Origin of the sequence: Halobaculum halobium (assembly GCF_030127145.1) — an archaeon.
Taxonomy (GTDB): domain Archaea; phylum Halobacteriota; class Halobacteria; order Halobacteriales; family Haloferacaceae; genus Halobaculum; species Halobaculum halobium.
The window spans coordinates 291141-315318 of the sequence record NZ_CP126158.1 but is presented as its reverse complement, the minus strand read 5'-3'; the positions used below and the strand labels follow the sequence as shown (position 1 = coordinate 315318).

The 24178-nt window shown below is 66.4% G+C and carries 30 protein-coding genes and 1 tRNA gene; 10 read left to right on the top strand and 21 right to left on the bottom strand.

From position 1 onward, the window contains the following. Positions 1-29: 29 nt before the first annotated feature. Genes P0Y41_RS01720 through P0Y41_RS01705 form a run of 4 tightly spaced genes read right to left on the bottom strand, consistent with a single transcriptional unit; the run spans position 30 to position 2829 of the window. Positions 30-671 carry a 30S ribosomal protein S3ae gene (locus tag P0Y41_RS01720; protein ID WP_222607541.1) on the bottom strand — a complete coding sequence of 214 codons (642 nt, stop codon included), beginning with the start codon at positions 669-671 and terminating at the stop codon, positions 30-32. Then, entirely contained in the window at positions 668-1090 is a 423-nt protein-coding gene (locus tag P0Y41_RS01715) for a KEOPS complex subunit Pcc1 (RefSeq protein ID WP_284062290.1), read from the bottom strand. The genes P0Y41_RS01720 and P0Y41_RS01715 overlap by 4 nt, the downstream gene beginning before the upstream one ends. Next, positions 1087-2322, bottom strand: a complete 1236-nt coding sequence (locus tag P0Y41_RS01710) for an exonuclease RecJ (protein WP_284062289.1) — start codon at positions 2320-2322, stop codon at positions 1087-1089. The genes P0Y41_RS01715 and P0Y41_RS01710 overlap by 4 nt, the downstream gene beginning before the upstream one ends. 33 nt (positions 2323-2355) lie before the next feature. Further along, entirely contained in the window at positions 2356-2829 is a 474-nt protein-coding gene (locus P0Y41_RS01705; RefSeq protein WP_284062288.1) for a 30S ribosomal protein S15, read from the bottom strand. Positions 2830-3106: 277 nt separating this feature from the next. Here P0Y41_RS01705 and P0Y41_RS01700 point away from each other — a divergent pair. The 9 genes from P0Y41_RS01700 to P0Y41_RS01660 all read left to right on the top strand — a co-directional run bounded on the left by P0Y41_RS01700 (position 3107) and on the right by P0Y41_RS01660 (position 8597). After that, a tRNA-Ala gene (locus P0Y41_RS01700) sits at positions 3107-3178 on the top strand. A 177-nt stretch (positions 3179-3355) separates the two neighbouring features. Next, positions 3356-3610: a DUF7563 family protein gene (locus P0Y41_RS01695; RefSeq protein WP_284062287.1), complete on the top strand. Its 255-nt coding sequence runs from the start codon at positions 3356-3358 to the stop codon at positions 3608-3610. Beyond that, positions 3607-3930, top strand: coding sequence for a hypothetical protein (locus tag P0Y41_RS01690; RefSeq protein WP_284062286.1), 324 nt, complete (start codon positions 3607-3609; stop codon positions 3928-3930). Before P0Y41_RS01695 ends, P0Y41_RS01690 begins: the two co-directional genes overlap by 4 nt. Beyond that, on the top strand, positions 3927-5405 hold the full coding sequence (locus P0Y41_RS01685; protein ID WP_284062285.1) for a DNA cytosine methyltransferase: 1479 nt from the start codon (positions 3927-3929) through the stop codon (positions 5403-5405). The genes P0Y41_RS01690 and P0Y41_RS01685 overlap by 4 nt, the downstream gene beginning before the upstream one ends. Then, a complete protein-coding gene (locus P0Y41_RS01680) occupies positions 5398-5889 on the top strand; it encodes a DUF6884 domain-containing protein (protein WP_284062284.1) in 492 nt (163 codons plus the stop codon). The genes P0Y41_RS01685 and P0Y41_RS01680 overlap by 8 nt, the downstream gene beginning before the upstream one ends. Continuing rightward, positions 5886-6011, top strand: coding sequence for a hypothetical protein (locus tag P0Y41_RS01675; RefSeq protein ID WP_284062283.1), 126 nt, complete (start codon positions 5886-5888; stop codon positions 6009-6011). Before P0Y41_RS01680 ends, P0Y41_RS01675 begins: the two co-directional genes overlap by 4 nt. Then, positions 6008-6136, top strand: a complete 129-nt coding sequence (locus P0Y41_RS01670; RefSeq protein ID WP_284062282.1) for a hypothetical protein — start codon at positions 6008-6010, stop codon at positions 6134-6136. The genes P0Y41_RS01675 and P0Y41_RS01670 overlap by 4 nt, the downstream gene beginning before the upstream one ends. Further along, positions 6133-6381 (top strand): hypothetical protein, encoded by a 249-nt coding sequence (locus P0Y41_RS01665; RefSeq protein WP_284062281.1) that lies wholly within the window; start codon positions 6133-6135, stop codon positions 6379-6381. The genes P0Y41_RS01670 and P0Y41_RS01665 overlap by 4 nt, the downstream gene beginning before the upstream one ends. Then, on the top strand, positions 6378-8597 hold the full coding sequence (locus P0Y41_RS01660; protein WP_284062280.1) for a DUF7845 domain-containing protein: 2220 nt from the start codon (positions 6378-6380) through the stop codon (positions 8595-8597). The genes P0Y41_RS01665 and P0Y41_RS01660 overlap by 4 nt, the downstream gene beginning before the upstream one ends. A 303-nt stretch (positions 8598-8900) precedes the next feature. On the opposite strand, the gene P0Y41_RS01655 is transcribed toward P0Y41_RS01660, so the two are convergent. The 16 genes from P0Y41_RS01655 to P0Y41_RS01580 all read right to left on the bottom strand — a co-directional run bounded on the left by P0Y41_RS01655 (position 8901) and on the right by P0Y41_RS01580 (position 22238). After that, complete coding sequence (locus P0Y41_RS01655; RefSeq protein ID WP_284062279.1) at positions 8901-9305, bottom strand: helix-hairpin-helix domain-containing protein; 405 nt, start codon at positions 9303-9305, stop codon at positions 8901-8903. After that, the gene (locus P0Y41_RS01650) at positions 9302-9595 is read right to left on the bottom strand and encodes a hypothetical protein (RefSeq protein ID WP_284062278.1); all 294 of its coding nucleotides are present in this window, start codon (positions 9593-9595) and stop codon (positions 9302-9304) included. The genes P0Y41_RS01655 and P0Y41_RS01650 overlap by 4 nt, the downstream gene beginning before the upstream one ends. Next, positions 9592-13497, bottom strand: coding sequence for an RHS repeat domain-containing protein (locus tag P0Y41_RS01645; RefSeq protein ID WP_284062277.1), 3906 nt, complete (start codon positions 13495-13497; stop codon positions 9592-9594). Before P0Y41_RS01645 ends, P0Y41_RS01650 begins: the two co-directional genes overlap by 4 nt. A 174-nt stretch (positions 13498-13671) precedes the next feature. Next, on the bottom strand, positions 13672-14970 hold the full coding sequence (locus P0Y41_RS01640) for a hypothetical protein (protein ID WP_284062276.1): 1299 nt from the start codon (positions 14968-14970) through the stop codon (positions 13672-13674). Then, positions 14967-15881, bottom strand: a complete 915-nt coding sequence (locus P0Y41_RS01635; protein ID WP_284062275.1) for a hypothetical protein — start codon at positions 15879-15881, stop codon at positions 14967-14969. The genes P0Y41_RS01640 and P0Y41_RS01635 overlap by 4 nt, the downstream gene beginning before the upstream one ends. Next, positions 15881-17581 carry a hypothetical protein gene (locus tag P0Y41_RS01630; RefSeq protein WP_284062274.1) on the bottom strand — a complete coding sequence of 567 codons (1701 nt, stop codon included), beginning with the start codon at positions 17579-17581 and terminating at the stop codon, positions 15881-15883. The genes P0Y41_RS01635 and P0Y41_RS01630 overlap by 1 nt, the downstream gene beginning before the upstream one ends. A 105-nt stretch (positions 17582-17686) precedes the next feature. After that, complete coding sequence (locus P0Y41_RS01625; RefSeq protein ID WP_284062273.1) at positions 17687-18118, bottom strand: hypothetical protein; 432 nt, start codon at positions 18116-18118, stop codon at positions 17687-17689. 52 nt (positions 18119-18170) lie between these two features. Next, positions 18171-18476 (bottom strand): hypothetical protein, encoded by a 306-nt coding sequence (locus tag P0Y41_RS01620; RefSeq protein ID WP_284062272.1) that lies wholly within the window; start codon positions 18474-18476, stop codon positions 18171-18173. Between the two features lie 6 nt (positions 18477-18482). Next, positions 18483-19004, bottom strand: a complete 522-nt coding sequence (locus P0Y41_RS01615; RefSeq protein ID WP_284062271.1) for a hypothetical protein — start codon at positions 19002-19004, stop codon at positions 18483-18485. Next, the gene (locus tag P0Y41_RS01610) at positions 18997-19371 is read right to left on the bottom strand and encodes a hypothetical protein (RefSeq protein ID WP_284062270.1); all 375 of its coding nucleotides are present in this window, start codon (positions 19369-19371) and stop codon (positions 18997-18999) included. Before P0Y41_RS01610 ends, P0Y41_RS01615 begins: the two co-directional genes overlap by 8 nt. A 56-nt stretch (positions 19372-19427) precedes the next feature. Further along, positions 19428-19844: a hypothetical protein gene (locus P0Y41_RS01605; RefSeq protein WP_284062269.1), complete on the bottom strand. Its 417-nt coding sequence runs from the start codon at positions 19842-19844 to the stop codon at positions 19428-19430. A 1-nt stretch (position 19845) separates the two neighbouring features. Further along, positions 19846-21366 (bottom strand): hypothetical protein, encoded by a 1521-nt coding sequence (locus tag P0Y41_RS01600; RefSeq protein WP_284062268.1) that lies wholly within the window; start codon positions 21364-21366, stop codon positions 19846-19848. Next, positions 21363-21623, bottom strand: a complete 261-nt coding sequence (locus P0Y41_RS01595) for a hypothetical protein (protein WP_284062267.1) — start codon at positions 21621-21623, stop codon at positions 21363-21365. Before P0Y41_RS01595 ends, P0Y41_RS01600 begins: the two co-directional genes overlap by 4 nt. Continuing rightward, a complete protein-coding gene (locus tag P0Y41_RS01590) occupies positions 21620-21859 on the bottom strand; it encodes a hypothetical protein (RefSeq protein ID WP_284062266.1) in 240 nt (79 codons plus the stop codon). Before P0Y41_RS01590 ends, P0Y41_RS01595 begins: the two co-directional genes overlap by 4 nt. Further along, positions 21856-22086, bottom strand: coding sequence for a hypothetical protein (locus P0Y41_RS01585; RefSeq protein ID WP_284062265.1), 231 nt, complete (start codon positions 22084-22086; stop codon positions 21856-21858). The genes P0Y41_RS01590 and P0Y41_RS01585 overlap by 4 nt, the downstream gene beginning before the upstream one ends. Beyond that, the gene (locus P0Y41_RS01580; RefSeq protein ID WP_284062264.1) at positions 22083-22238 is read right to left on the bottom strand and encodes a hypothetical protein; all 156 of its coding nucleotides are present in this window, start codon (positions 22236-22238) and stop codon (positions 22083-22085) included. The genes P0Y41_RS01585 and P0Y41_RS01580 overlap by 4 nt, the downstream gene beginning before the upstream one ends. Before the next feature lie 150 nt (positions 22239-22388). On the opposite strand from P0Y41_RS01580, the gene P0Y41_RS01575 reads away from it, so the two are divergent. Continuing rightward, entirely contained in the window at positions 22389-22655 is a 267-nt protein-coding gene (locus P0Y41_RS01575) for a DUF8053 family protein (RefSeq protein ID WP_284062263.1), read from the top strand. Positions 22656-22671: 16 nt separating this feature from the next. Here P0Y41_RS01575 and P0Y41_RS01570 read toward each other — a convergent pair whose 3' ends face one another. Further along, positions 22672-23292: a hypothetical protein gene (locus P0Y41_RS01570; protein ID WP_284062262.1), complete on the bottom strand. Its 621-nt coding sequence runs from the start codon at positions 23290-23292 to the stop codon at positions 22672-22674. Positions 23293-24178: the final 886 nt, after the last annotated feature.

Here is a 24178-nt window from a genome sequence, read left to right as displayed (position 1 = left end):
GTCGGGTGGTCGAGTCAGTCGACCGGTCGTTACTCGTCGACTGCGACGTCGTCGTCGTCCACGTCGACGGCTGCCTCCTCCTCGGCGGCGATCTCCTCGGGTCGGGCCTCGAGCGAGAGCTTCTGGACCTCGACGCGGCGAAGCGGATACACCGTCTTCGCCTCGCCGTAGATCGCCGACGAGAGGCGACCTTCGACGACGGAGTCGATGAGCTCCGAGAACGAGCGGTCCTCGGCGGCCTGCTCGACCAGGTCGATCATGATCTGGCGGATGGCCTGCTCCTGCGAGCGGTCGGCCTTCTTCGTCGTGAACGCGACCGGGCTGACGCGGACGCGGTAGTCGTCGGTCGTGCGCACGGTGATGTGCAGGTCGACCTTTGAGGCGCCGCGGCGCACCATCGAGCGGAGGTAGTCCCGCGTGAGCTCGTGCTGGACGAACTCGGTGTAGGCCGCGTCGGACCCGACGTCCGTGATCTTGAACGTCAGCTTGACGTTGTCCTGTCCTTGGTCACCGGTGATCTCGCCGAGCGTGGTCTCGACCGTGCGGCCGACGACCTGTTCGGGCTCCTCGGCCATCGTGTCGCCGAGCTCGGCTCGGTCGAACTGTTCGGGCGCGAGGACGGTGTACCAGCGTTTCCCCTGTCGTTGTCGTGAGACTGATCGTTCGCTCATGTGTCGTGTGTGTCTGCGGTGTCTGCGGCGTCTGCAGCGGCTGCGGTCTCAGCAGTGCCTGCGGTGCCGCGCGTGTCGTCTGCGTCGCGGAGTCCGTCCGCGTCGTTCGCGTCGCGGACCTCGTCCGCGCCGGTGGTGTCGTCTGCGTCGCTGTCCGGCCCCCTCCCCGCCGAGACCACGTCGTCGGCCACGTCGAGGTTCACGAGATAGTCGTCCACCGAGGCGAGGAAGCCGCCGGTCGTCTCCCGCCTGACGCGGGTAACGACCGTCGCTTCGTCCGCCTCCGTTCGGATGTCGTCGGTGTTGTCCGGCGAGATGGCCGCAGCGATCGTCGCTGCGGCGTCGGCGTCGGCGTGCGTCGTCTTCACGGTCGCGGTGCGCGCGAGGTCGCCGGTCGCGTCGCCAGCGGGTCCCGTCATCGCAGGGCCTCCCTGAACGCGCCGATGAACGCCTGGACGTCGCCGCCGGCGAACCGCGCCTCGCCGACGCGGTCGTCGCCGAAGACGTCAACGGAGTCGTCCGACGACTCCGCAGTGTCCCCGGCTGCGGCGTCCGTTCCGTCGGTAGCCGTCGCCTCGACGCCTGCGCGCAACGCAGCGGTCACGTTGACCGCGCCGTCGCCGGCGGCCGCCGCCGCGTCGTCTGAGACGACGAGCGCGACGGATTCTGGCGAGGCGAAGTCGCGGACGAGTCGCGCGGCGGTGACGAGCGCCGGCGCGGCGGCCGGCGACGCCTCCACGCGGGCGACGAACGCGCCGTCGTACCGCCCCGTCGTCGGGTCTCCGAGCGCTTCGTGAACGCGTTCGGCGTGACCGCGCCACGTCGACAGCGCCGCGTCGGCCACGTCCGCGCCCAACGCCAGCGCCACGCCGAGCCCCGGGCGTTCGCGAGCGAGCGCGGAGAGGACGTCAGCGTGTCCGCCGAGGGTCGCGAACGGACCGGTCGGCGTCTCGTATGGCCGCAGCGCCCGCTCGACGGCCGAGACGGCCCTGTCGGGCGCGTCCGCTGTCGAATCAAGCGCGACCGCCGAGGCCAGGCGTCGGTGAGCGTCCTCGTCGACGCCAGCGCGCTCGGCTTCGGCTGTCTCACCGACGGCGGTGTCGACACCGAGATCGGCGAGCAGTGTGCCCGTGGCGTCCGGATCGCCGGAGTACGGCGCCCAGAACAGCGTCGAGTGCGCGAGCCCGTCAGCGAGGTCCGCAGTAGGGACCGCGACGCCCGGCCGGCGATTGACGACTCCACGGCGCTGGGCCTCCTCCAGCAGGCTCCCGCTGCCGCCGTCGCCCGGGACGGTCCCGGCGGCGACGACGCCGGCGAGCCCGACGAGCGGGTCCGGCTCGGCGCCGAAGGCGTCGACGACCGCGGCCGCGACGGCCGAGACCGGTCGGGCCTCGGGCGCGATTCCGGTGGCGTTCGGCGCGGTCCACCCCAACGCGAGCGCGGTCCCGTCGCCGTCGGGGACCGCCTCCGCTCGGGTGGCGCGAACCTGGAACGGAACGCCGCGCGTGTCGAGCGCGCGGGCGAGCACCCCGGCGGCGGCGACCGCATCGCCGGTGGGCCGCGGGTGAATGCGAACGAACTCGGCCGCCGACAGCGCCGAGGCTACCCGTTCGGGGTCGGCCTCTGTCGGCGGGTCGGCGGCGGTGGACATTCGTGGGTCTCGTGAGTGGGATCGAAGCGGTCGTTACGCGTCGTCCTCGAGGAGGTCGACGGCGACGTCGTAGCTGTACCGGAAGTCCTCGTCGAGTTTGTCGCCGCGGTAGTAGTCGGCCAGCCGGCGGATCTTCGACTCGGTGTTCTGGAGCGCGCGCTTATTCTGCGCGTCCTGCTGATTCTCCTCCATGTGCTCGCGCAGCCGGACGGCGCGGACCATCAGGTTGCGGAGGTCCTCGGGCAGGTCGGTACCCGCGTCGTGCTCGTCGAGAATCTCGGTGACCTTCTTGCCGGTCGCGAGCTTCACGTTCGGGACGGGCGTGCCCTTCACGCCTTCGTCGCGCAGTTTCAGGCCGATGACGCTGGGGTCGTGGCCCTGTTCGGCGAGTTCGACGACGCGCGCTTCGATGTCGTCGGCGTCGACGTCGCTCCACTCCGGGGGTTCGTCTGCCGCGGGGTTGTCCGAACCGGACGACCCTCGACGGCGGGTGTGCATTCGTGCCATTGTCTGAAATTGGAACGTCGGCCGCAAAAGCGAGCCACCGCCGGCTGTCGCTCCCGAGCGCGCCATCGGCGCGAGCGGGCAGTCCGACGGGGGCACATCCGCAATCCCAAGCCCACCGCGGGCGAGTCAGAGTTGCGGCCGTGCTGTTCCCATCCAGACGGTCTCGGCCGTGCGTCTAATGGCTTTCCATCCGCGCCTCGACCGTGGTGATCCGTCTCGCGGACGGGCGCAGTCGAAGCCCTTAACTACCGAACCGCGATACTGCAAAGTGCAGCGAGGGCTCGTAGATCAGTGGTAGATCGTTCCCTTGGCAGGGGAAAGGCCGTGGGTTCAAATCCCACCGAGTCCATCGCTAAATAACCCCCCAGAAGCGGCGCTGTCCTTCGATTTCGGGGGTGGCCTTTATGTCTAAGGCTCTCAGGCTCGACACCGAGAGCCTCCCGGCCCCGATCTGCGACTTCTGTGGGGAGCCGATCAGCGCGTTACAGCAGCAGTGCCCGGCGCTCGACGACGGGGTGTGTCGCCCATGATGCGCCTCGGGTCGGACGAGTCCGGTTGCCTCCACTGCGGGGCGCACGTCACTGACCGGTTCGCCGCCGTCTTCGGCGACGAGCAGAACGACGTTCACCGCTGTCCCGCCTGCGACTCGATGCCGCGCATCAGCCGCGGCTCCGCGGCCGGGAAAGTCGTCGACACACACGTCGACCCCGACGACGAGTCGTCGTTCAACCAGGGCGCGCGCGTCGGTGCCGCGCGGACTGACGGAGGTGACGGACGGTGAACGTCCCGCTCGTCACCGTCGCCGACGCGGAGAACTACTCCGACGGCGCGTTCCGCGGCTGCACCGATCCCGACTGCGACGGCGATCTGTACTACGAACGCGACGACGTGCTCGTCTGTCGCGGCTGCGGCACGCAGTTCTCGCACTCCTACGACCACACCGGCGAGAACACGCTCGAACGGATCGACGTGAGCGACGACGGGTCAATCGAGACGGTCGTCGTCGCTCGCGTCTACGACCCTGCAGACGAAGTCGAGGGGTGGCGCGAGGTCGTCGACGGCGCCGATCGCGTCGAGACCGACGGAGGTGAGCAGCGGTGACCGACGCGCGCCTCACCGCGATCGACCTGTTCTGCGGCGCCGGTGGGTTCTCTCACGGGCTCGCGCTCGAATGCGAAGATCTCGGCTACGACGTTCGGCTGATCGCGGTCAACCACGACGACGACGCGATCGCGACGCACCGGGAGAATCACCCGTGGGCGGAGCATCACAACGCGAAGGTCGAGGAACTCCACCCGCCGCGGGTCGTCGGCGACGACGACGTGGACCTGCTCGTCGCCGGTCCCGAATGTACGCACTTCTCCGGTGCTCGTGGGGGCAAACCCGTCTCCGAGCAGCGCCGCGCGTCGCCGTGGCACGTCGTCGACTGGATCCAGAAGACGCAGCCCGACGCCGTCCTCGTCGAGAACGTCCCCGAACTCCGGAGCTGGGGACCGATCGACGACGACGGACAGCCGACGCGCAACGGCGAGACGTTCGAGGCGTGGGTCAACGTGATCCACTCGCTCGGCTACTCGGTCAGCCACGACGTGCTGAACGCGGCCGACTATGGTGACGCGACCTCACGCCGGCGGTTGTTCGTCGTCGCGCGCCGCGGCCACCGAGCCACCCACCCTGAGCCGACTCACGCTCGCGCTCCGGCTCCCGACGACGACCGCGCTCCGTGGCGGCCCGCTGCGGAGATCATCGACTGGACCGACCGCGGGTCGTCGATCTGGACCCGCTCGCGGCCGCTCTCGAACAACACCATGCAGCGGATCGCGCAGGGACTTCGCGATCACTGCAGCGACGAGGTGGCCGAGTACGCCGATGTTGTCGCCGACCTCGGGCCGGCCGACATCGAGCGGCTGCAGGACGATATCGTTCCTGTCGACGATCTTGACGACGCGCTCGCCGATCGCGACGAACCGTTCCTCGTTTCGTCGACCGGGACCGCCGCCGACGGCGGCACGCGCATGGTGATGGGGCAGCAGTCGAAGGCTCGGGCGCTCGACGCCGACCGCGAGCCGGTGCCGACGATCGCCACGAAAGGCGCGATCCACTTCATCGAGGCGCAGCCGTTCGTGAAGCCGCGGAACCTGCCGCGCGGTGGCCTGCACACGAACGCGACCTACGTCGCTGACGACCGCCCGCTGCACACGGTGACGGCGAGCAACCACGACGGGCACCTCGTCTCGCCGTTCTTCGTCGAATACTACGGCAACTCCGACGTGGCGTCGGTCGACGAGCCGCTCCCGACGGTCACGACGAAGGATCGGCACGCGCTGTGCGTTCCGGATCTCTCGCCGCTCGGGCTCGGGCTCCGCTATCGGATGCTACAACCGCGGGAACTCGCTGCCGCGCAGGGCTTCCCCGACGACTACGAGTTCGTTGGCGACACGAAGGCGTCGCGAACCGCGCAGATCGGGAACGCCGTCCCGGTCAATCTCGCTCGCGCGCTCGTGAACGAGGCGCTCACCGGCGACACGCCGTCGCTGGCGACGTTCGGCGAGCAGGAGGTGCCGTCGGATGACTAAGTACGTCCTCGTCGGCTGCGGCGCCGCGAAGCGCGACGAGCGCTCCGCGGCCCGCGACCTGTACACGTCGACGTACTTCGCGAAGAAGCGCGAGTACGCCGAGACCGTCGGTGACGAGTGGGCGATCCTCTCGGCAGAACACGGACTCGTCAAGCCCGACGCCGAACTCGATCCCTACGAGACCCACATCGACGACCTCGACGGCGACGCGCTCGACGAGTTGGCGCACCGCGTCGGGATGGAATTGATCGAGTGGCTCGGCGTCACCGAGCCCGGCGACGAGATCGTCGTGCTCGCCGGGCGCTCGTACGTCGACCCGCTCCGGGATCGCGAGACCTTCCACGCTGGGATCGGGCCGTCCGTCGCGTTCCCGTTCGAGCAGCTCGATCTCGCCGGGATCGGCGAGCAGATGTCGTGGCTCGACGACCGCGTCGCCGCCGCGACCGCCGAGCAGCAGCGCCTCGTCAGAGGTGGACAGCAGTGACAGCGATCAGTCGGTTGCACCTGCTCGGGGCGACGGTGTGGGCCTACGGCGGCGGTGATGCGCGCGTCGTTCCGTGGACTCGCAGCGAGCACTTCTCGCGGTTCCGGGGTGAGGCCGCGTGAGCGCCGCCTACCCTCGCTCCGACATCTGCCGCGGTTGCGGGAAGCGTCGGAACGTCCGTGAGATTTCGCCGGGCGTGTTCACCTGCTCGAACTGCGACGACCTGCTCGGTGGTGACGAGGCGTGATCGAGACACCGTCGACGCGCCGTCGCCGTCTCGGTCCCCACAGAGTTCCGCGGATCGCGTGCGAGAACTGCGGGACCGAGCACCACATCGACGCCGCGGCGGGTGAGTTCATCGGTCACTGCCGCGAGTGCAGCGCGTTCCTCCGTCGGCCGACACGGGTTGAGGAGCGGCAGTTCGCCGAGTTCCTCGATTGGAACGAGCGCCACAGAGAGGCTGCTCGTGACCGGCGAGGTGACGGCGAGTGATCGGCCCCGACGCGGACGACGAGGAGATCCGCGACGACGCCGACGAGCACCTCGACGCGCTCCTGTCAGCCGAGACGGACGCGAGCCAGCCCCGCGACGCCGAGGACACCGACGGGCCGGACGCCCGTGACAACCGCGAGAGCGGCCCACAGCGGGAGGGCTTCGTCGCTGTCTGTCGGCACTGTCGGAGTCACCACAAGACGAACGAGCAGGCGCGAACACACGGCGAGTCGTGCGCACAGCGGCCCGTCGCAACCTGCCGGTTCTGCCACGAGCCACACACCGCCGCGTCCGGAGCAAACCCCGACGATCACTACTACGACTGTCAGCCGTTCCGCGCTTGGTACAAGCGGCGCCAGCGCCAGCGATCCACACCGGACGGCGAGCAGGGCGTCGAGGGCGACCTCGATCCGTTCGCGCAGCGGCGCGCCGTGCAGCCGTGGTACCACGAGTTCGGCGCGTACGTCAAGTACGACACGAGCGAGCGGCGCAAACCGTTCAACTGGTACTACGCGCTCGACTCCGCCCGGAAGGAACACGACGGTGAACTATTCAGCGGCTTCGAGGTCACGGCCGACGAGCTGCCAGCCGACACCCGGCGCGTCGCAGAGCGGCAGGCCGACGACGATCTTGACGGCGACGAGGTCGTCGAGGAGTGGGCCGTCGCGCTGCGGTACTCCGACTCGAACATCAACCCGCCCGACGAGCACGTCGCCGCCGACATCGACTGGCGGCTCGACACGGTGAAAGAGCCTCGCGTCTACGTGTTCCCCGCCGCGTACGACTCCTACAGCGACGCGAAAGACGACGGCCGGGCGCGGGCGTACTTCCGACTCCGGCCGCGGTGGCCCGACCAGGATGCCGAGACGAATGCCGGTGACACTGTCTCGATCAACCCCACCGACCTGCTCGGGTTCGACGCAGAGTTCGACGGCACGAACATCGAGTTCAGTCGCTACCCGGACCTGCTGCGGCGAGCGATCGAGGCGATCAAAGAGCAGCAGGGCGTCAAGTGGAACGGCCCGACGTACGTGGATCCCGAGTCGTTCGACCGGGAGAAGATCCACGGCTCCTCGAACATCATCGACGCCGAGCTGTACATCCGCGCCGAGGACGGCGAGACGGGGAAGCTGATCGCGATCGACGGCCCGATCCACCGCGTCAGTATGCTGCTGGCGGGTGACCGCGAGGGGTACGCGAAGTCCGTCCGCGACGATCGCGAGCGGGCCGGCTCGTACCACACGGCGACGATCGGGTCGATGCGTGCCGGCCACCTCGTCGGCGGGCACGATCTCGCGAAAGAGATCAAGCACTACTACGGGCGGAACCCCGACGCGGCCACCGGCGCCCTGCAGCATCCGAAAGTCGGTGTCTCGCTACAGCACTCGGTCATGGCTGACACCGTGTACTGGGAGGATCTCGACTCGCTCGAACGCGAGCTCGACGAGACGCTGCTGAACGTGCTGCAGTGGGCGGACATCCCGCTGCGGCCCACGGAGGGGCCGTACGTCGCCGACGACTACTTCGAGCCCGTCGGCGCCTCGCGGTTCCGCAAGCTCGTCGACGACCCAACGCCGCGGATCGAGAGCGAGCAGAAGAACGCCGTCGAGCGGTGGGCCTTCCTCGGGAACCTGAACGACACGCACGTCGACACGCTCCGGACGCTCGTCACCGACGGCGGGCAACTCTCACCAGCGGACATCGCCGACGAGATCGGGAAGGCCGTCTCGACCGTCCGGCGTGCGCTCCGCCAGCTCGGTGAGTTGGTACAGACGAGCTACGCCGACGTGCAGCTGCGCTCGCAGTATCTCGCCCAACAGGTCGTGAAGCGGCTGGATGCCGTCGACGCCGTCGTCGAGCACGATCTCGAAGGCGCCGCCGACAACCTCGTGCGCGCCGAGAACGTCGCCGCGACGCCCGGCGAGGGCTCCGCGTGGCTCCGCTGGCGCGACAACTGGGTTGAGGAGGTCCGTGCGGACGGCGAGAAAGACGAGATCGTCCTCGGGTGGGAGTGTGCCGACCGGTCGGAGCTGCGGCGGCTGATCCGCGAGGGCGCGATCGCCTTCCGGAACGACCAGGGCGGCGACACGCTCGGGTTGTTCTCGCGGACGTTCCGCGTTCGCGGGCGCCTGCGGAACGGTGAGGAGGTGACGTACGCCGACGAGACGCTGCTCGACCTGCTGCCGACCGGGTGGGACTACTTCAAACCCGGCTGACAGCGGCGGGTTTCGAGTGGCAACACTCGCGTTCGTCTCTTCTTGCGAAAGTCCGTTTGTATTCAAATACGTTACGCTAAAGTTCGCTTGTGTTCCTCGAGGATTCCGCGCTGGTGACCGACAGCGCCGCGGCGAGATCCCGTCGAAACCGCGCCCGGGGGCTACCGTTCTCCGTTAGGCGTGTGGATAAGAATCCACACTCCGAAAGTACCTCACGCGCCTTCGGCGCGTTCGGCCGCCCCCCGCATTACGGGCGCCTGACCCGGCGCCCTCCCGCCCCGCTTCCGTACCGCCGGCGGTGTCCTATTCGTCGACAGTCCGCAGAAGTTGCCCGGCACGCTGCTCGCCGACGTTCGGTACATCGTCAGCGAGTTGGTCGACGCTCGCGTCGCGTACCTGTCGCTCGCTCCGGTAGCCCTGCGCGACGAGCGACCACGACGTATCCGGGCCGATCCCCGAGACGCTCTCCGCGACCCGTCGCAGCTGCGCGGCGTCCTCGTCGATCGCGACGCCGAGCCGCCGCTCGAACTCCCGGTCGCCGATGTGGTCACGGAGGTACGCTTCACGGATCTCCTCGACCGTCCGCGGGTCGTCGAGGTCGAGGTCGCCAAGCGCTACTCGGACGCGCGTCGGTAATTGGTCGCGGTACTCCTCGAACACGCCGAGTGCCAGGAACACTACTACGGACGCGACGAGGAGTTCGTTCACACTAACTCACCCCACGGCACCAGCCGCGCCAGATCGAGCACGCCGTCGACGAGGTCGCCACCGAACCCGAGCAACCGCCCTACGTCGAGCGAGAGCGTGAACCCCGGCACGAGCACGGCGAAGATCACCAAGAGCACGACCGCCGCCCCGCCGATCCTGACCCACACACCGACGCGGGTGAACACGTCGAGCAGGTGCTTCGCGTGATACGCCGAGAACGCGATCACCGCCGCGGTGACGATCGTCCCCGGCACGCCGAGGAACCGGAGCAGGGGTTCGAGGAGGCTCATGCGTCGCCGTCCCCGATGTTGATCTCGTTCACCTCCTCCGGCGCCCGCGCCGCCTGAATCCCCTGGTACGCCAGCACCAACAGCCCGAGCGCGAGGATGAGCACGCCCGGCCCGAGTGCGTCGAGAACCTGTCCGACCGGGTCGGCGCCGAGCAGCTGCAGCCCGAGCACGACCGCGACCGTCGAGACTGTCCCGAACACGAGCGGCGACCACGAGTCGAGACGCCGCAGTACGAGGAACGTCACCAGCGGCAGGCCGGCGATCACGAGCAGTAGGCCCGTCCCCGGCGGGAGCGACACCGCACCCGTCAGCACGAGCGCGATGCCGCCCAAGACCGACAGCGCGGCGACCACGCGCGGTTCTCCCGAGAGCGTCCGCACGCCCGTCGAGACCGCGCGCCCGACCGTCGAGGCCACGCGAACCGGCGTCGACGCATCCTCCGTCGTGTCGCCACCGCGCCGCCGGTACACGACCACCGCGCCGGCGAGCCCCAGCAGCGGGACGCCGATCAGTGCCAGCATCCCCAGCGAGACGCCTCCGTTGGACTCCTCGCCGAACTGTCCGGCCGGCACGAACGGCCCTGAGTCACTCGACGAGTCGTCGGTGCTCGACGTGCTCGTGTTCTCCGTCCGGATCACGAGCAGTTCTTTCGAGTCGTCGTCGGTGAGGAACACCGGCGAGTTCGCCGTCGCCGAGTCTCGGACGATCCCGCTCGTCTCGGAGTACAGCAGGTACTTCGTGCCGTCTGTGGTGTCGTAGTAGCCGAACTCGACGGCGTCGCCCTCACCGTCCGGGCCGGGATACACGCCGATTTCCGGGTCGCCGCCGCTGTCCTCGACGGTCAGCTTCACGTCGCCCTTCGCCGGCGACGCCGACACCGGCAGGTGCGTCACCCGAAGCGTGTCGCCCGGTTCCGCGTTCGGCAGGTGCAGTTGTTGGTCGCCGTTCGCCTCGATCACCGTGTAGTCCGACGCCGAGCCGTAGCTCTCGTCGTAGCTGTAGTGGACACGCGAGCCGTCCGAGGTCGGCCCGACGCCGATCCACGACGGTTCGCCCGTCGTCACCGTGTCGACCGAGATCTCCGAGTCGAGAGTGTCGCCCGTCGTCGTCGCCTCGGTGACCGAGATCTGCATCCCATTCGTCTGTACTCGCGAGCCGTTCGTGCGCACCTCGATCGTCGTGTTCGCGGGGATCTCTCCGCCGTAGGCGTCGTCGAGGTCGACGCTGATATCGTTCCCGTCGAGCGTGTAGTAGTCCGGCCCGAGCGCCGTCCACGAGCCCGACTCGTTCACGCGGTACTCGACAGTCCGGATCTCGACGACGTTCTGCTCGAACGTGATGTTCATCGACGCCTCGGCGCGCTCGGAGGCGAACGTCTTACTCACGTTGTATCGCTCCGACCACTTTTCCGCCGAGTACACCACCGTCTTGCGGTCGAGCGTGTCATGCGAGTAGACGAGTCCGACCTGCATTTCCGGCGCATCCGTCGACAGGAACCCATCCGCGAGTTCGACCCGCACGTCGTTCGAGCCCTCGCGGAGCACGTCCGTCGACAGCGTCGCGTTCGCCTGCTCGCCGTCCGCCAGCGTGCCGGTCGGGAGTGTCTCGTTGCCGTTCACGACGAGCACGGCGCCGTCGGTCCCGGTCCGCTCTTTGAACGACACGGTCACGTCGACGGTCGTCGACGAGCTCGTCGACACGTCCACCGACGAGGTCGAAGTCGAGAGGTTGACCGCCTTCGTCACCGACTCCGACGGCCCGAGCGTGCCCGTGTACGTCGCCTCTGCAGTGCCGTCGTTGTCCACGTCGACGCTCGGGTTCTCCGTGTGCTCGACCCGGTCGTACGCCAGCTCCCAGTCGTACGTCGAGCCACTGCCGCCGAAGTCGAGCGTCTTCGACCCGGTCGACAGCGACACCGGTTCCGTCGCGGTCTCGCCGTCGCGAAGCACGCCCGAGTAGCTCGCGTCGATCTGGCCGTCGTCGTCGATGTCGACGGTCGGATCCTTGACTCCCGACTCCTCGGTGAAGTCGAAGTCCCAGCTGACGGTAGATCCGGCGTTGGTGTTGGTCGTCGTCGTCTGTGAGCCCGTCGACACGTCGAAAGAGGAGACGGTCGCTGTCTCGCCGTCGGTAAGGATACCCGAGACGGAGGCCTCGGCGGTGCCGTCGTCGTCGAGGTCCACACTCGGATCCTCCGTCGCCGTTCGATCGGTCTTGTCGATCGATATATCGACAGTTCCGGAGCCCGAAGTCGAGAGCGACTCCTGACTCGCCGTTATATCGATTGTTTGCGTTTCCGAGGAGGTGACGGTCCCGTAGGATACGCCATCGACCGAGACACTCTCTGCGAGTTTGTAGGTCGCTGATACCGCCGGAATCCGTCCGGAATCCGTCCACGAACCGTCATTATACTCGACGTATCCAGAGCCACCTGAGTCACCACCGAGTGAGGCGCTATCTCCGCCGTTCGCGCCGTCGTCGACGAACTCGATCGTCACCGGCCCCGTCCCGGTGTCGACCGACGAGATCGATAGGGTGTTCCAACCCGACGAGATCGCATAGCTATCACGGACTTGTGTGCCGTCCTGAAGTGACTGGTCCAGCCCGTTCCCATTGATGTAGATGTCCGCCGTCGGGTTTCCGGACAAGGAATTGATGTAGAACTCGACTTGTGTGACGGTCCCGCCGGTCTCCTTCACGACCACCTGAGCGCTCGTTCCATCCGCGATAGTTGGGACGGTATAGGCCGTCTGACCGCCGTTCGGGTTTTGCTTGCTACTTGCTTGAGGCGTGACCGTTACCGTCGGATTGTTGTTACTGCCCGGTCCTGCCGGCTCGATATTGCCGGGATTCGAGAGAGATACCGAGTTACCGAGTGAGACGCCAGACCATGACTGATCGCCGTTGGTCGTTTGTGTCTCGCCGGTGAACGTCACCGACTCGCCCGTCGGCGCGAGATTACCACCGACATCATACGCTTTGGTGGATCCGTCGCTTGCACCTGTCACCGACACCGTCCGTGAGTTCGACGAGCCGCTCCCGTAGAACGTCACCTCGCCGTTCCGCGGTGCCGCGTCGCCGTTCACCGAGATCGTCGCCGTGTCGCCCTCAGTGACGCTCGTCCCCGAGCGCGTCTCGGCGAATAGTGTCTCCGTGCCGCCGAACGTCACCGTTTCGTCCGTCGGCGCGAGGTTGCCCGCGACCGGCACGCTCACCGAGCCGCCGTTCGCCACTGCCGACGCCGACTCGTTGTCCCACTCGGTGTTCGTGACGCCTGTCCAGTTCGCCGTCGGCTTCGAGGCCGCGTCGAGCCCGCCGTCGGCGATATCGTACTCGAACGCCGACGCGTTCACTGCAGCGTCCGCCGTGATCTCGACCTCCGACTCGAAGCTCACCGCGTTCGAGGAGAAGTGCGGTACCTCGAACCGCACGTAACCGTCCTCGTACGTGACCGGCCGCTTCCACGTCGAGCCGTCTTCGTGTGTTCCGACGGCCCACTTCGGCACGTACCCCAGCGAGTTCGAGAGCACCGTCGCCTCGATCGCGACCTCGCGAGCGCCGTGGTTCTCGTCGTCGGCGAGCACCAGCACCATGCCCTCGCCGTCAAGGCGGACCGCGTCGGAGTTCATCACCTCGTCAGCGTGTCCGCCGGTTGTGAGCGTCAGCGACATCGACTCCGCGTGCTCGGTCGAGTAGATCCGCCCCTCGAACTCCGAGGCGTTCGCCGGGATCGACTCGCCACTCGGTACCTCCTCGGTGATCGACGAACCGTCGAGCGCGACCATGCCTGACGGAGCCGCCGCCGCGTTCATGCTCGCCAGCGGGATGCCGACCGCGACCGTCGACACGAGCAGCAGCGCGACGAACGCGATCGCCGACGCGCGGCGTGTCCGATCACGCACGAGCAACCACCTCCGAGGCGCTCGCCCGCTCACGCGTTGGCCCGACGCGAGCGCTCGAAGCAACGGCGCGCACCCGCCCCCGGGGGGTTGTCCTAATCGATTCGTTACGCGCGCGTACGTCTGGCGTCAGATATCTGACTGCTCCGGCTCGCTGGCGCCGATCGACCCCGTCGATCATCGACGATCACCCCGACCGCCGAGCTCGACAGCAACCTTCGCGACTGTCGGCTTGGCGAGGTCGCCCCAGCTGAACTTCGTGTAGTGCAGCGCGTTCCACCACAGCCCCCGCCCCACCGTCATGTACTGCGTGTGCTGCTCGTGCATCGGGGCCGATTTGAACCCGACAACGCTGTCGCCAGCCGTCGGGTTCGGCCACCCGGGCATCGTCACCCGCCAGCGTAGCTTCCGCCGGACGAGATCGTGAACGTCGGCCTCGTTGTGGCCCATCATGAACAGCGTCTTGTTGTTCTTGCGCGCGTCGACGAGCGCGTCGCGGAACGCCTCGATCTTCTCGTACCAGTTGTGGTTCTTCGGACCGCTGCGGGCGGCCTGTGGCAGGAGGTCGCCCACCTCGTCGAGCAGCAGCGAGAGCGCCTCCGGCCCCGCCTCGTCGACGAGCGCGACCACGAACCCGAACCACCAGTGTGACAGCGGCGTCGGCGTGTCGTACTCGCTCTCGTCGGCCATGCTCGCGTCGTTGACCCACTCGAAGTGGTCCGTCCGTGGCGAGCGCTGAAACACGTCCGCGATACCGCGCCCCGCTGGATCCGGATAGACGACGTGGAATGTGCCGGCCTCGAACTCTCCGAGCAGGTCGTACACGTCGTCGTAGTACACGACCTCGCGTGCCACGTTCTCGGGGTCGAGCGTGAACGAGCCCGACGCGTGTGCGGGCGGCTGCACCCGTACGCTCGACTCGACGCTCGACGGGAGCAGGAGCTTCGTCCACGGTGCGAGCGGCGTCCACTCCGCTCGCGACGGCGTGCCGCGCCACACGAACGCCTCCTCCGGGTTGAGTTCGAGGACCTGCCGCGCCAGGTCGTTCCCGAGCGTCGACTTCCCCGAGCCCGGCTGTCCCGTCGCCAGTACGTCCGTCCCGCCGATCGACATCTTGGCAAGCGCGTCGTCGTCGACGGCGAGCCACCGCAGCACGTTCCGCCGTGCTTTCGGGAGGTTCGACAGGTCCGGGTCGTCGCGCTTGAGCAGCTCTCGCTCGTCGCGCCGCAGGTGGATCAGACAGTCCGGAACGACGCCCGGGTACGCCACCGCGTCCGCGGTTGTGTCGATCGTCGTCGCGTCGGTCGTCTCGTACAGTTGTTTCCAGAACGGTCGGAGCCCGTGATCGCGTCGCATCGACGCGGCGTCGGTGATCCCGTAGCTCGTGCCGCGGTACGTCGAGGTCCGCGTCTCCGCTTCGAACGCCTCGACGATCTCTGCTCGTGTCGTCTCGTGGGTCTGTTGTGTCTTACTCATAGTTCGACCCCGCTGCTCGCGGTGGTTTCCTGATCGTCCGATTCGCCCGCTCGCTCCGCCAGCTCCCGGACGGCCACGTTGCACGCCGGCAGCAGGAACCGCGCGATGATCCGCTCGCGTGCCTCGACGTACATCTGCTCAGAACTCGTCGACAGCTCCGGCTGCAGCCGGGTCGTCGTCAGCTCGTAGTCGAACTCCGGGTGGACCGCTTTCATCGTCCCGAACGTCGCCGCGTCGAGCCGCTGCAGCCACGCGTCGAGCACGTCCGCCGACTCGAACCCCTCATGGAACTCGGCAAGTGCCTCCTCCTGACGCTGGTAGTGCTCGTCGAGCGCCGGCCGCATCGCCAGCGCTGCCATCTTCTCCGGGTCGTACTCGTCGTCGAGGTACTCCGTCGCCTTCGGCCGCAGGAACCGGAACGCCTCGCGACACGCCGGTCGGAGGTACCGCGCGACGAGTCGCCGGCGCGTCCCCCACGCCTCTTTCGGCGTGACGTTCGTCTCGCCGCGGCGGTTGTAGACGCCCCGCGTGGGCCCCGTGAGGACACACGCAAGCGCCGTCGGGTCCGTCGCGATGTGGAAGTACCAGTAGTCCGGGAGCCGCCCCAGCGTCCGGTACTGCAGCCGCAGCAGCCACCGGAGCAGCGCCGGGCGATGCTCGACGCCCTCGTCTCTGAACTCCCGCAGCGCGTCGAGTTGCTGCTCGTTGAGCGCCTGCAGCGCCGGCCGCGTCGAGACGATCTCGTCGGACGTGTCCTCGCGCTCGAACTCCGGGAGCACCGACTCGTCGACCTCGCCCGCTCGAACCCCGTCGAGCTGTGCGAGCGCGTCGCCGAGACCGTCGACGGCCGCCGTGGCCGTCTCGTCGGTGTTCTCGATCGTCGAGCCGAGCGACGGGAGATCCGACGACATCAGTCGTCAGCCTCCGCAGTCGGGTTCGTCCCCTCGGCGAACGATCCCGGGCTCGTGTCACGTCGCGATGCGTCTCGCACGGCCGCCTCCGCGTCGAGTTCCTGCAGCGTCTCGATCAACTCGTCCGTCGAGTTCCGTTCGTCGACGAGCGCGGAGAGCGCCTTTTCGAGCGTCTGGTAGTCGTCGACCTCCGACTGCAGGTGCATCGCTGTCGCGACCGCGTCTTGTGTCATGCCAACCGCGGGCATGAACTCTGCACGGCCCTCGGTGACCCGGGTGTGAACCGCGTACACGACGACAGCGGCGAACAACGCCCCGACGACGCGCCCGCCGCCGACTCCCAGATAGCTCATCGTCTGGTACGCCAGCGCGAACGGTACGAGAGCGTGGAACGCCAGCGAGAACACCGCCGTCCAGTTCGTTCGAACGCCGTCGTCGGTCTCGACGCGCAGCGGGAGGTCCCACTCGACCGTCGACGGCGAAGCGGTCACGAGCTCACCGTCGTCTCCGACGCCGTCCTCGTCGACGAAGATCAGTTTATCCGCGACGCTCTCGGTGAACGGCACCTCCGGGCTCCCGAGGTCGAACTCGAACTCGATGCGTTCGAGCCCGACGAACTCCGTGCCGCCGGTCCGCAACCGGGCGAGCCACGGCCGTAGCCCCGGCTTGATCACCTTCGTCCCGGTCGCCGTGTTCGCCAGCGTCACCTTCTCGAACTCGGCCTCTCGTGCTTCCTTCGCGAAGTCGCCGCGTGGGTTCTTCTTCTCCTCAGTGAACAACCGCATGAGCGCGACGCTGAACACGCCCTTCTCGGTCGTTTCGAGCACGACGATCCCGATCACCGCCGCGATTACGAACGCGATCACCGGCGGCGCCGCCGACAGCAACGACGCCGTCCACACGAACGCGCCGATGCCGACCGTTGCCGAGCCGATCGCGATGATGATCGCCCACGTGACGAGCCCGAGCCCCGGGCCCTTGCCGGTGATCTCGACTGAGCCCACGGCGCCGACCACGGTGACGCCGGTCAGCACGACGATCCACAGCAGGACGTTCGTCGTGGTGAACGACCAGTAGCCGCCCCACGTCGGAACGAACGGCAGCGCCCGCGTCGTCTCGACCGAGCGATGCGCGAACCGCCAGCGCGAGTCGGGGTTCTCCTCGACCCACATCGTGATCTGGTAGGTCGAGTCGTAGTGCTGACCGAGCGAGACGTTCGCCGTGTCGTAGCCGCGCCCCGCCTCGATCTGCTGGCGCCGCACGGTCACGTTCGTCGCAACCGTCTCCTCGACGGTCGAGTTCCCGCGCTCGACCGTCCGGGTGCCCTTTTGCCACGCGACGACGGTAACGTTCAGCGTCCGGTCGAGCTCGTCCACGGGAGCGAGTCGAACCGTCCGTAGCTGCACCGAATTCGAGTTGACCACCTCGCCGCGTTCGAGGTAGTGCCAGCCCGACTCACCCGGTCCGACCGGGAACACGCGGACGGTCGCGCTGCTGTAGTCGCCGAGGAACCGCATCGAGGACGGCGCGCTCTCGTAGGTCGTCCCGCCGCGCTTCAGGTCCTCGTACGTGTACGCCTCGCTGTCCGTGTCGGTCTCGTTGGCCGCTCCGTCGTGACCGTCGGCGACGGCCCCGCCGACGGCGACGAGCGGCACCACGAGCGACACGACGAGCAGCGTCGCGAGGAGTGCTCGCTTCACGCGAGTACCCCCGCGAAACATCCCGCCGAGATCGCCTCGACGGTCACTCTCGCGCCGGTTGCGAGTACCTCGAACGCGCCGGTGACGATCTCGGCGGCGACCATGCTACGCCGCCCTCCCCTGACGGTTCCCGATCCACATCATCGACACCGTCATGAACACGATCAGGAACGCGATTCCCAGCGTCGCCGGCCGCACGTCGAGATAGACGCCTGCGAAGCTCAGTCCGCCGTACAGGAGCATCCCGACGAGGTACGGCACCCCACCGAGTAGCTCGTTCAGCGCTGTTGCGAGCCCGAGCAGCTCGCCCGCGACGGTTACGCCGATCCCGGCGAAGCCGAGCAGCAGCGCTCGGGCCCCCGAGAGGAACCCGCCCGTCGCGTTCTCCGCGCGATCGGTGACGCGTTCGACCGTCTCGACGCGGTCGTCGGCGTCTCGCCCCTCGTCGACAGCCCAGTACGCGATCAGCGCGAACAACGTCGCGCCGATCACCCACATCCAGTTCTCCGCGAGCAGCGAGAGGATCTCGGTCGGCACTACCGACCACCCCCTGCCCGCCGGCGATTCGTCTTGCTCTGTGTGTCTCGTGTCATAGTTCGTCCTCGATCGTATCCGTCGAACTGTTCACCAGCCGCAGGAGGTACAGCGGCCCCGCGATCGCGACGATCGCGAGGAACACCGGCTTGAGAATCGATAGCCCCGGGAACACCTGGGGGAGCGTGAACGCCGCGATCGACGAGCCCGTAAACAGGCTCGGCGCCGCAGCGTACAGCGCCGAGCCGAGCGCGAACACGAACTCCGGGTTCAGGACGCTCCCGAGGGCGGCAAACGCACTCGCTGCCGCCGAAACCGGGTGTGTGAGTACCTCCGTCGTCTTGTCTCTGAGTTTTCCCATCTGTGATCACCCGAATAGGAACGTCTCGACCCCGGACACGCCGGGGATCGCGTCCGCGATCGCTCTCGTCCCGCGGATCAGGACGAACACGGTGACGACCGCCTCGACGGCGAACACCACCAGCAGGATCAGCCCGTCGACAGGGCCCGACACCGACGGCGTGATCGCTCCCGCGATGAACAAGCCCACGTCGACGTAGGCGCCGTACACGAACTCGATCAGGTCGAGCCCGTACGACGCCAGCGCGGGGAGCAGATCGGCGAGTCCCCACACGGACTCCTCGCGCGAAAAGCCCGGCTCGGAGCCCTGAAACAGCGTGAGGACCGCTCCGTACGCCGTCGCAGCGATCCCGAGGATCGTCTTCACGATCGGCCGGAACACAGCTCCCCGGACGAGCGCCAGGAACCCCGACCGAGAGCTCGGGAGCCACGACGGCAGCACCGGCCCGCCGCCGCCACTCTCCGAGCCGGCCGAACTCGTCGAGCCGGCGCTTCCCTCCGTGTCCGAGATCCCGAGCTCGTCAGCCACGGTACCACCACACTGCGAGTGCGAGCACTCCCATGCCGGCGAGCACGACGATCAGGTTCAGCGGCAGCGAGAACGCGCCCGCTTGGAACGGATCCCATGCGTCCGCGACCTCGGCCTGCAGGCCGTCGAGCAGCGCGTTCACGTTCGACGTGAGCGCCTCCGCGTAGCCCCGTAGCAGCAGATCGATCGCCGCCCCGCCGCTCAGGACGACGCCGACGAGCCCCTGCAGCAGTGCGTACAGCCCGCCTCCCACGAGGCCACCGCCGAGCGCGCCGACCGCGATCTTGTTGTTCTCGGTGAGGAACCGATCGGCGAGTACGCCGACGTTGATAGCGCCACCGCCGCCGCCCTGATCCCGTTCAGCCACGCTGCCACCTCACGAGATCTCCAGTTCGAGACTGCTGCGGGCGGCTGGCGGTCATGCTACGCTTCGCCCTCCTCCTCGGTCCCGGTCCCCAGCGAGTCGGTGAACGTCCCCGGAACGAAGTCCGAGGACCACGGCTGCCGGAGGTACAGCGCCACGATCGCGAACGACCCCAGCACGACGACCGTGCCGATCGGCAGCCCGAGGAACTCGAACTCCGCGATCGACTGCGCGGACGCCTCGCTTCCGGCGATCACCACGCCGAGCGGGGAGACGATGAACGCCTCTCCCGCCGCCTCGGTGATGTTGACGAACAGGTCGATCGGGACGATTAGGACTTGAGTGAGCGCCTGCACGCCGAGGATGAGACTCGACGACAGCGCCAGCAGCCACCCGCCGATGCCCTGTTTGGCGATCCCGGTGAGTCCTCGGCCGCGCGCCTTCTCGATCAGCGTGAGCGGCTCTGCCTGCGACATCTTACTTCCCCATCGCCCACTTGCCGCCGAACAGCGCGCCGACGGCGGCCGCGATGCCACCAAGCCACTGTCCAACGATTGGGATGTTCGAGAGCCACCCGCCCGATTCACCAGCGTACTGCCCGGGAGCCGCGCCGCTCGACGCCGGGAACGTGTCCTTCTCGGAGGCCGTGACGAGGTACTCGTAGTGGATCGCGAGTTCCTGGCCCGGCTGGATCGTCGAGTCGAGCGTCACCTCGTCGCCCTGCGAGTCGTAGCTCGACTTCACGCTCGACCACGAGGAGATCTCCTCGAACTCGGTGTCGGAGACGCCCTCCGCGTACTCGACGGTCTCGTACCGGCTCGACGGTCGCTCAACCGTGTCGGTCAGCTCTGCGTTCGAGTAGCTCACGTCGTACGCGCTCGGCAAGCTGAGCCGGTAGTACACGTCGACGATGAACTCGAAGCCGGGGTACACGCCCGAGTCACCGCGGTCGTCGGTGAACTCGATCCGGGCGTCCGTCTCGGTTTCGAGCGACGACGCGTCGAAGATCATCGCGACCTCTGACCCTGCGATCGTCGCGTTCGAGAACGTCTCGCCGAGCGTGTCGTAGCCGGTCACCCAGTAGGTCCCGCTCGGCTCGGTGATCGTCCGCGTGTCGTCTTTCTCGCCGTCGTCGTCGGTGTCGACGCGTTGCTCGCCGAGCGTGTACTCGCCGAGCTTCTCGGCGTTGATCACCGACAGCGACACGTCGGCGTCGCCGTCCATCACGACGATCTCGACGGACGCCATGTTGTCGAACTCGCCGTCGGAGCCGCCGACGGTCGTCGTGTCCATCTTGCCGAGCTGGTGCTGCAGGACGTAGCCCTCACCAGTCGCGTTCGCCAAGACGTGGTCGGCGTCCGTCGAGTTGTCCGGGTCGATCACGGCGGTCTTGTAGTCGCCGTCCTCGTCGACGATCCGAACCTCGACGTGTGCGCCGGCGTCCAGCGTGTTCACGTCGGCGAACAGCTGCAGCGAGCGCTTGTTCTCGTCAGAGTCGATTGACTCCGAGAGTGTGTACGTCGCCGTCGCCGAGTTACCGTCAAAGAACGAGCCGTTCGTCGCGACGTTCAGCGCGTCCACGTCGGGCGCGGTCGTCGTGTTCGAGACGGAGACGCCCGTCTCGGTCGACCACTCGTCGGCGTGCAGCGCCGAGTGGCTCTCGTTGTACCGCGGGAACGCACCCGCATCCTCGAACGCGATGTCGGTAGCGGTGATCCCGACCGGGTTCGCCTCCGAGTCGTTCACGCGGGCGTCCGGTGTCTTCACCTCACCGTCGTCACCCTCGTACTCGACGGTGTCCCACCCGACTTGGTGGGTGTCCTTTTCGAGTGTCACCTCGACGCCGGGGTTCTGCACCGCGTCGCTCTCGTAGTTGATCTGCGTCGGATCGTTGATCGTCATCGCCGCCTGGGCGAGCGCTCCGCCCGAACTGGCGACGAGCAGTACCACCATCGCGAGCGCCGCCGCTCGCTTGCTGAATAGCTCGTTGAAGTTCATGTGTCATCGCCGCTTTCCGGGCGGCGAGTCCGTGTTCCTCCGTCCGTTGCGAGCTCGGTCTCGCGGTCGCGCGTCGGCGCCGCGGTGCCGAGTTCCTCCCACGCGATGTACGCCCACAGCGGGAGCGGCAGCAGCGACGCCGCTGCCGCGAGTAGTCCGCCGTCGAGCAGCACCGACAGCGTGAACGACAGCGAGACGATCGACGTGACGATCACCGCGCCGAGGAACCGAACGCGCTCCTCCGCCGTCGTGCTCACGCGTCGCCGACCTCCGTTGTCGAGTAGTCCTGCCAGCGCACCTCGGACTCGACGCGATCGGGTTCGACCTCGTCGACCGACCACGAGTCACCGTCGCGGACGCGTTGGGCGTGCTCGGGACAGTACCGGCCGGCTGGTGCGCCGGACATCCCGGGCTCGATCTCGTCGTCTGCCGGTGGCTCGACGACGGTCACGGTCGGCAGCTCGTCGCAGCCGGGCCACGGGCACTCGCTCACAGGTCGCCCCCCAGCGGCTTCGGATGCCCCTGAAACGGTTGCTGGATCGGGTCGTGCTCGTGTTGCGACTCCGTCGGCCACGTCTCGATCGCCTTCGCGCTCGGCGTGATCGGCGGCCGGTTGTCGGGATCGGGTTCGCTCTCGCCGGCGCCGATCACCGCGTCGAGGGCGTCGCCGAGTGCCGACAGGAGTCCTTTGACCACCTCCCCGAGCGTCCGCGAACTCACGCTCGACCTCCGACGAGATCGCCGACGTGCTCGTCGACGCGTGCTACGTCGCCGAGCGTGAGGTCGAGCCCCGGCTCGCTGGGGCGCTTGATACGATGCTCCTCGAAACCGTCGTCGGTGCCGCCTCGTGGCGGCGGGGTGTCCGATCCCATGCTTTGTTCGGCCGGTAGGGCGGCCGATACAGCGGGAGACCTGACGCCCGTACTAGAACCTCAGCAGAAGATCCATACAATGGCACTCTGAGAGTAGGCGCGTTCGCTCCGCACGGGCCCTTTATTAGCAGTGGTCAGGTCGCGTCGAGTATGCGACAGCTCAGAAAGCGCGGGAAAAGCGGTGTGGTGACGCTCCCGAAGTGCGGGCTCGAACGTGACGGCGTTCTCAACGAGGACGGCGCGATTCCGGGCGAGCAGAACGTCGTGGTCGATCGGCTCGGGCGGCGCGTCTACCTCGTGCGGCTCGTCGACGACGCGCAGGTCCCCGACCCGTTGGAGACCGAGGTCGTCGAGCGACTCGCCGCACAGCGGCTCATGGAGCAGGACGCGTTCGGACAGCCGCGGACGGCGGACTGATCTGTATTATACAGTTCTAATTAGTCATCAATAACTCAGCGAACCGGTCAGAATAATAAGCCGTAGAGCTAATAAATAACCCAGATATCATAATTATGATGAGAAATACATAGTACCAGAAAGATCCGACCGAACCAGATACCGTAGCGCTTACTCCATAAATTGCGAATATCAAGCAATTAACAAACATTATGATCGAATATGTCGTCATATATGATTGAAACTGAACTGATTTTCTATTTTCAGAGATCCACTTAGAGTACGATTCGACTAGTGCATTCTTCATTTCATCAGCAGTATCAATTTCTACTTGAAGCATACCTGCATTGACTCCGAGTACCTTTGATCCACTCAAGAAACTTATCGCTGCTGTTACAATAGAACCTAGGAGTAGGAACAAGGCTAGAGCATTTGGTATATTGATGAATTCGGTAACTGAAGCGTTTATCGACGGTACGACTGAAAATGCTGTGAAAATCGCCGCGAGTGCTGTCAAGTTGAATTGTAAGAGTCTAAATGCTTTATCTTCATTGGAATTAGCCACTTGTAATTGATTATTGACCGTGAAGCGTGCCTCATCCAGTTTTTGTCCACTAATTTCTTTTGTGTCTTCTTCTTCTTCTTTTTCTTTTGTCACAATCTCTGATTGGGCTCATCGTACATATTATTTCGGTGGAAATACGCAGCGAATGATCCTTGGTGAGAGTATTGAACCGGTCATTGGACAGACCTGAGTCTGGCTATACTGCGTTTCTGTTTACTGGATGGCCCCCAACGCCCATCATCGTGTTGACGCTACAAGCCTTAGTCCGGTTTCAAATCACTCTATCGAGAATATGTAAGGAAATAGAATATTCTATTGTGGCTCTGGCACCTGTTCCATTACTTCGAACGGGGGCTCCATCACAACTTCCCATGTCGGTGAGTCCGAGCCAGGTTCTCCCCTCCAGTATTTGCGAGCGTTAGATATCAGGATATTCAGACACCAGGACATCTTCGTTTGAAGATTCTGACCGTACCTGAACTTTATCCTTAATCCGAGGCGGCCACTCAAGATTCATTGTCTCGCCTACTTCCAACTCCCCGTGTCCGTCAATGTGGTAGAATTGTTCTTTCGCCATTTGGATACCCCGTACTAACGGCGAACAGTAGTTCGTCTTTGTTTACAGAGCTACACGACTGTCAAACAGGATTGGGTGCAAGATACTTGACTTATCCTTGATCATTTGACGATATGCGATTCAAGACTGCCTTCGTGAGTGTAGGGTTGGTATTGGTGGCGTTCTGGGCCGTATCCGAGGTAGGGGCCCCAGTGGCCTCTGCACGTAACAAGATAGCACTTCCACTGATCAATAGTTGTCCGACAGTGTTGGCTGGAGAGATTAGCGGAATTTCTGGTATAGTTCCAGTTCTTGAGTGTGGTGCCGGAGCCGTCCTGATCGTAGTGATTCCAGGGGCGATAGGTATCGGCCTGCGGACCGGTCCGTGGTAGGCGAGAGGTTTTACAGAGACGGGGGACTGTC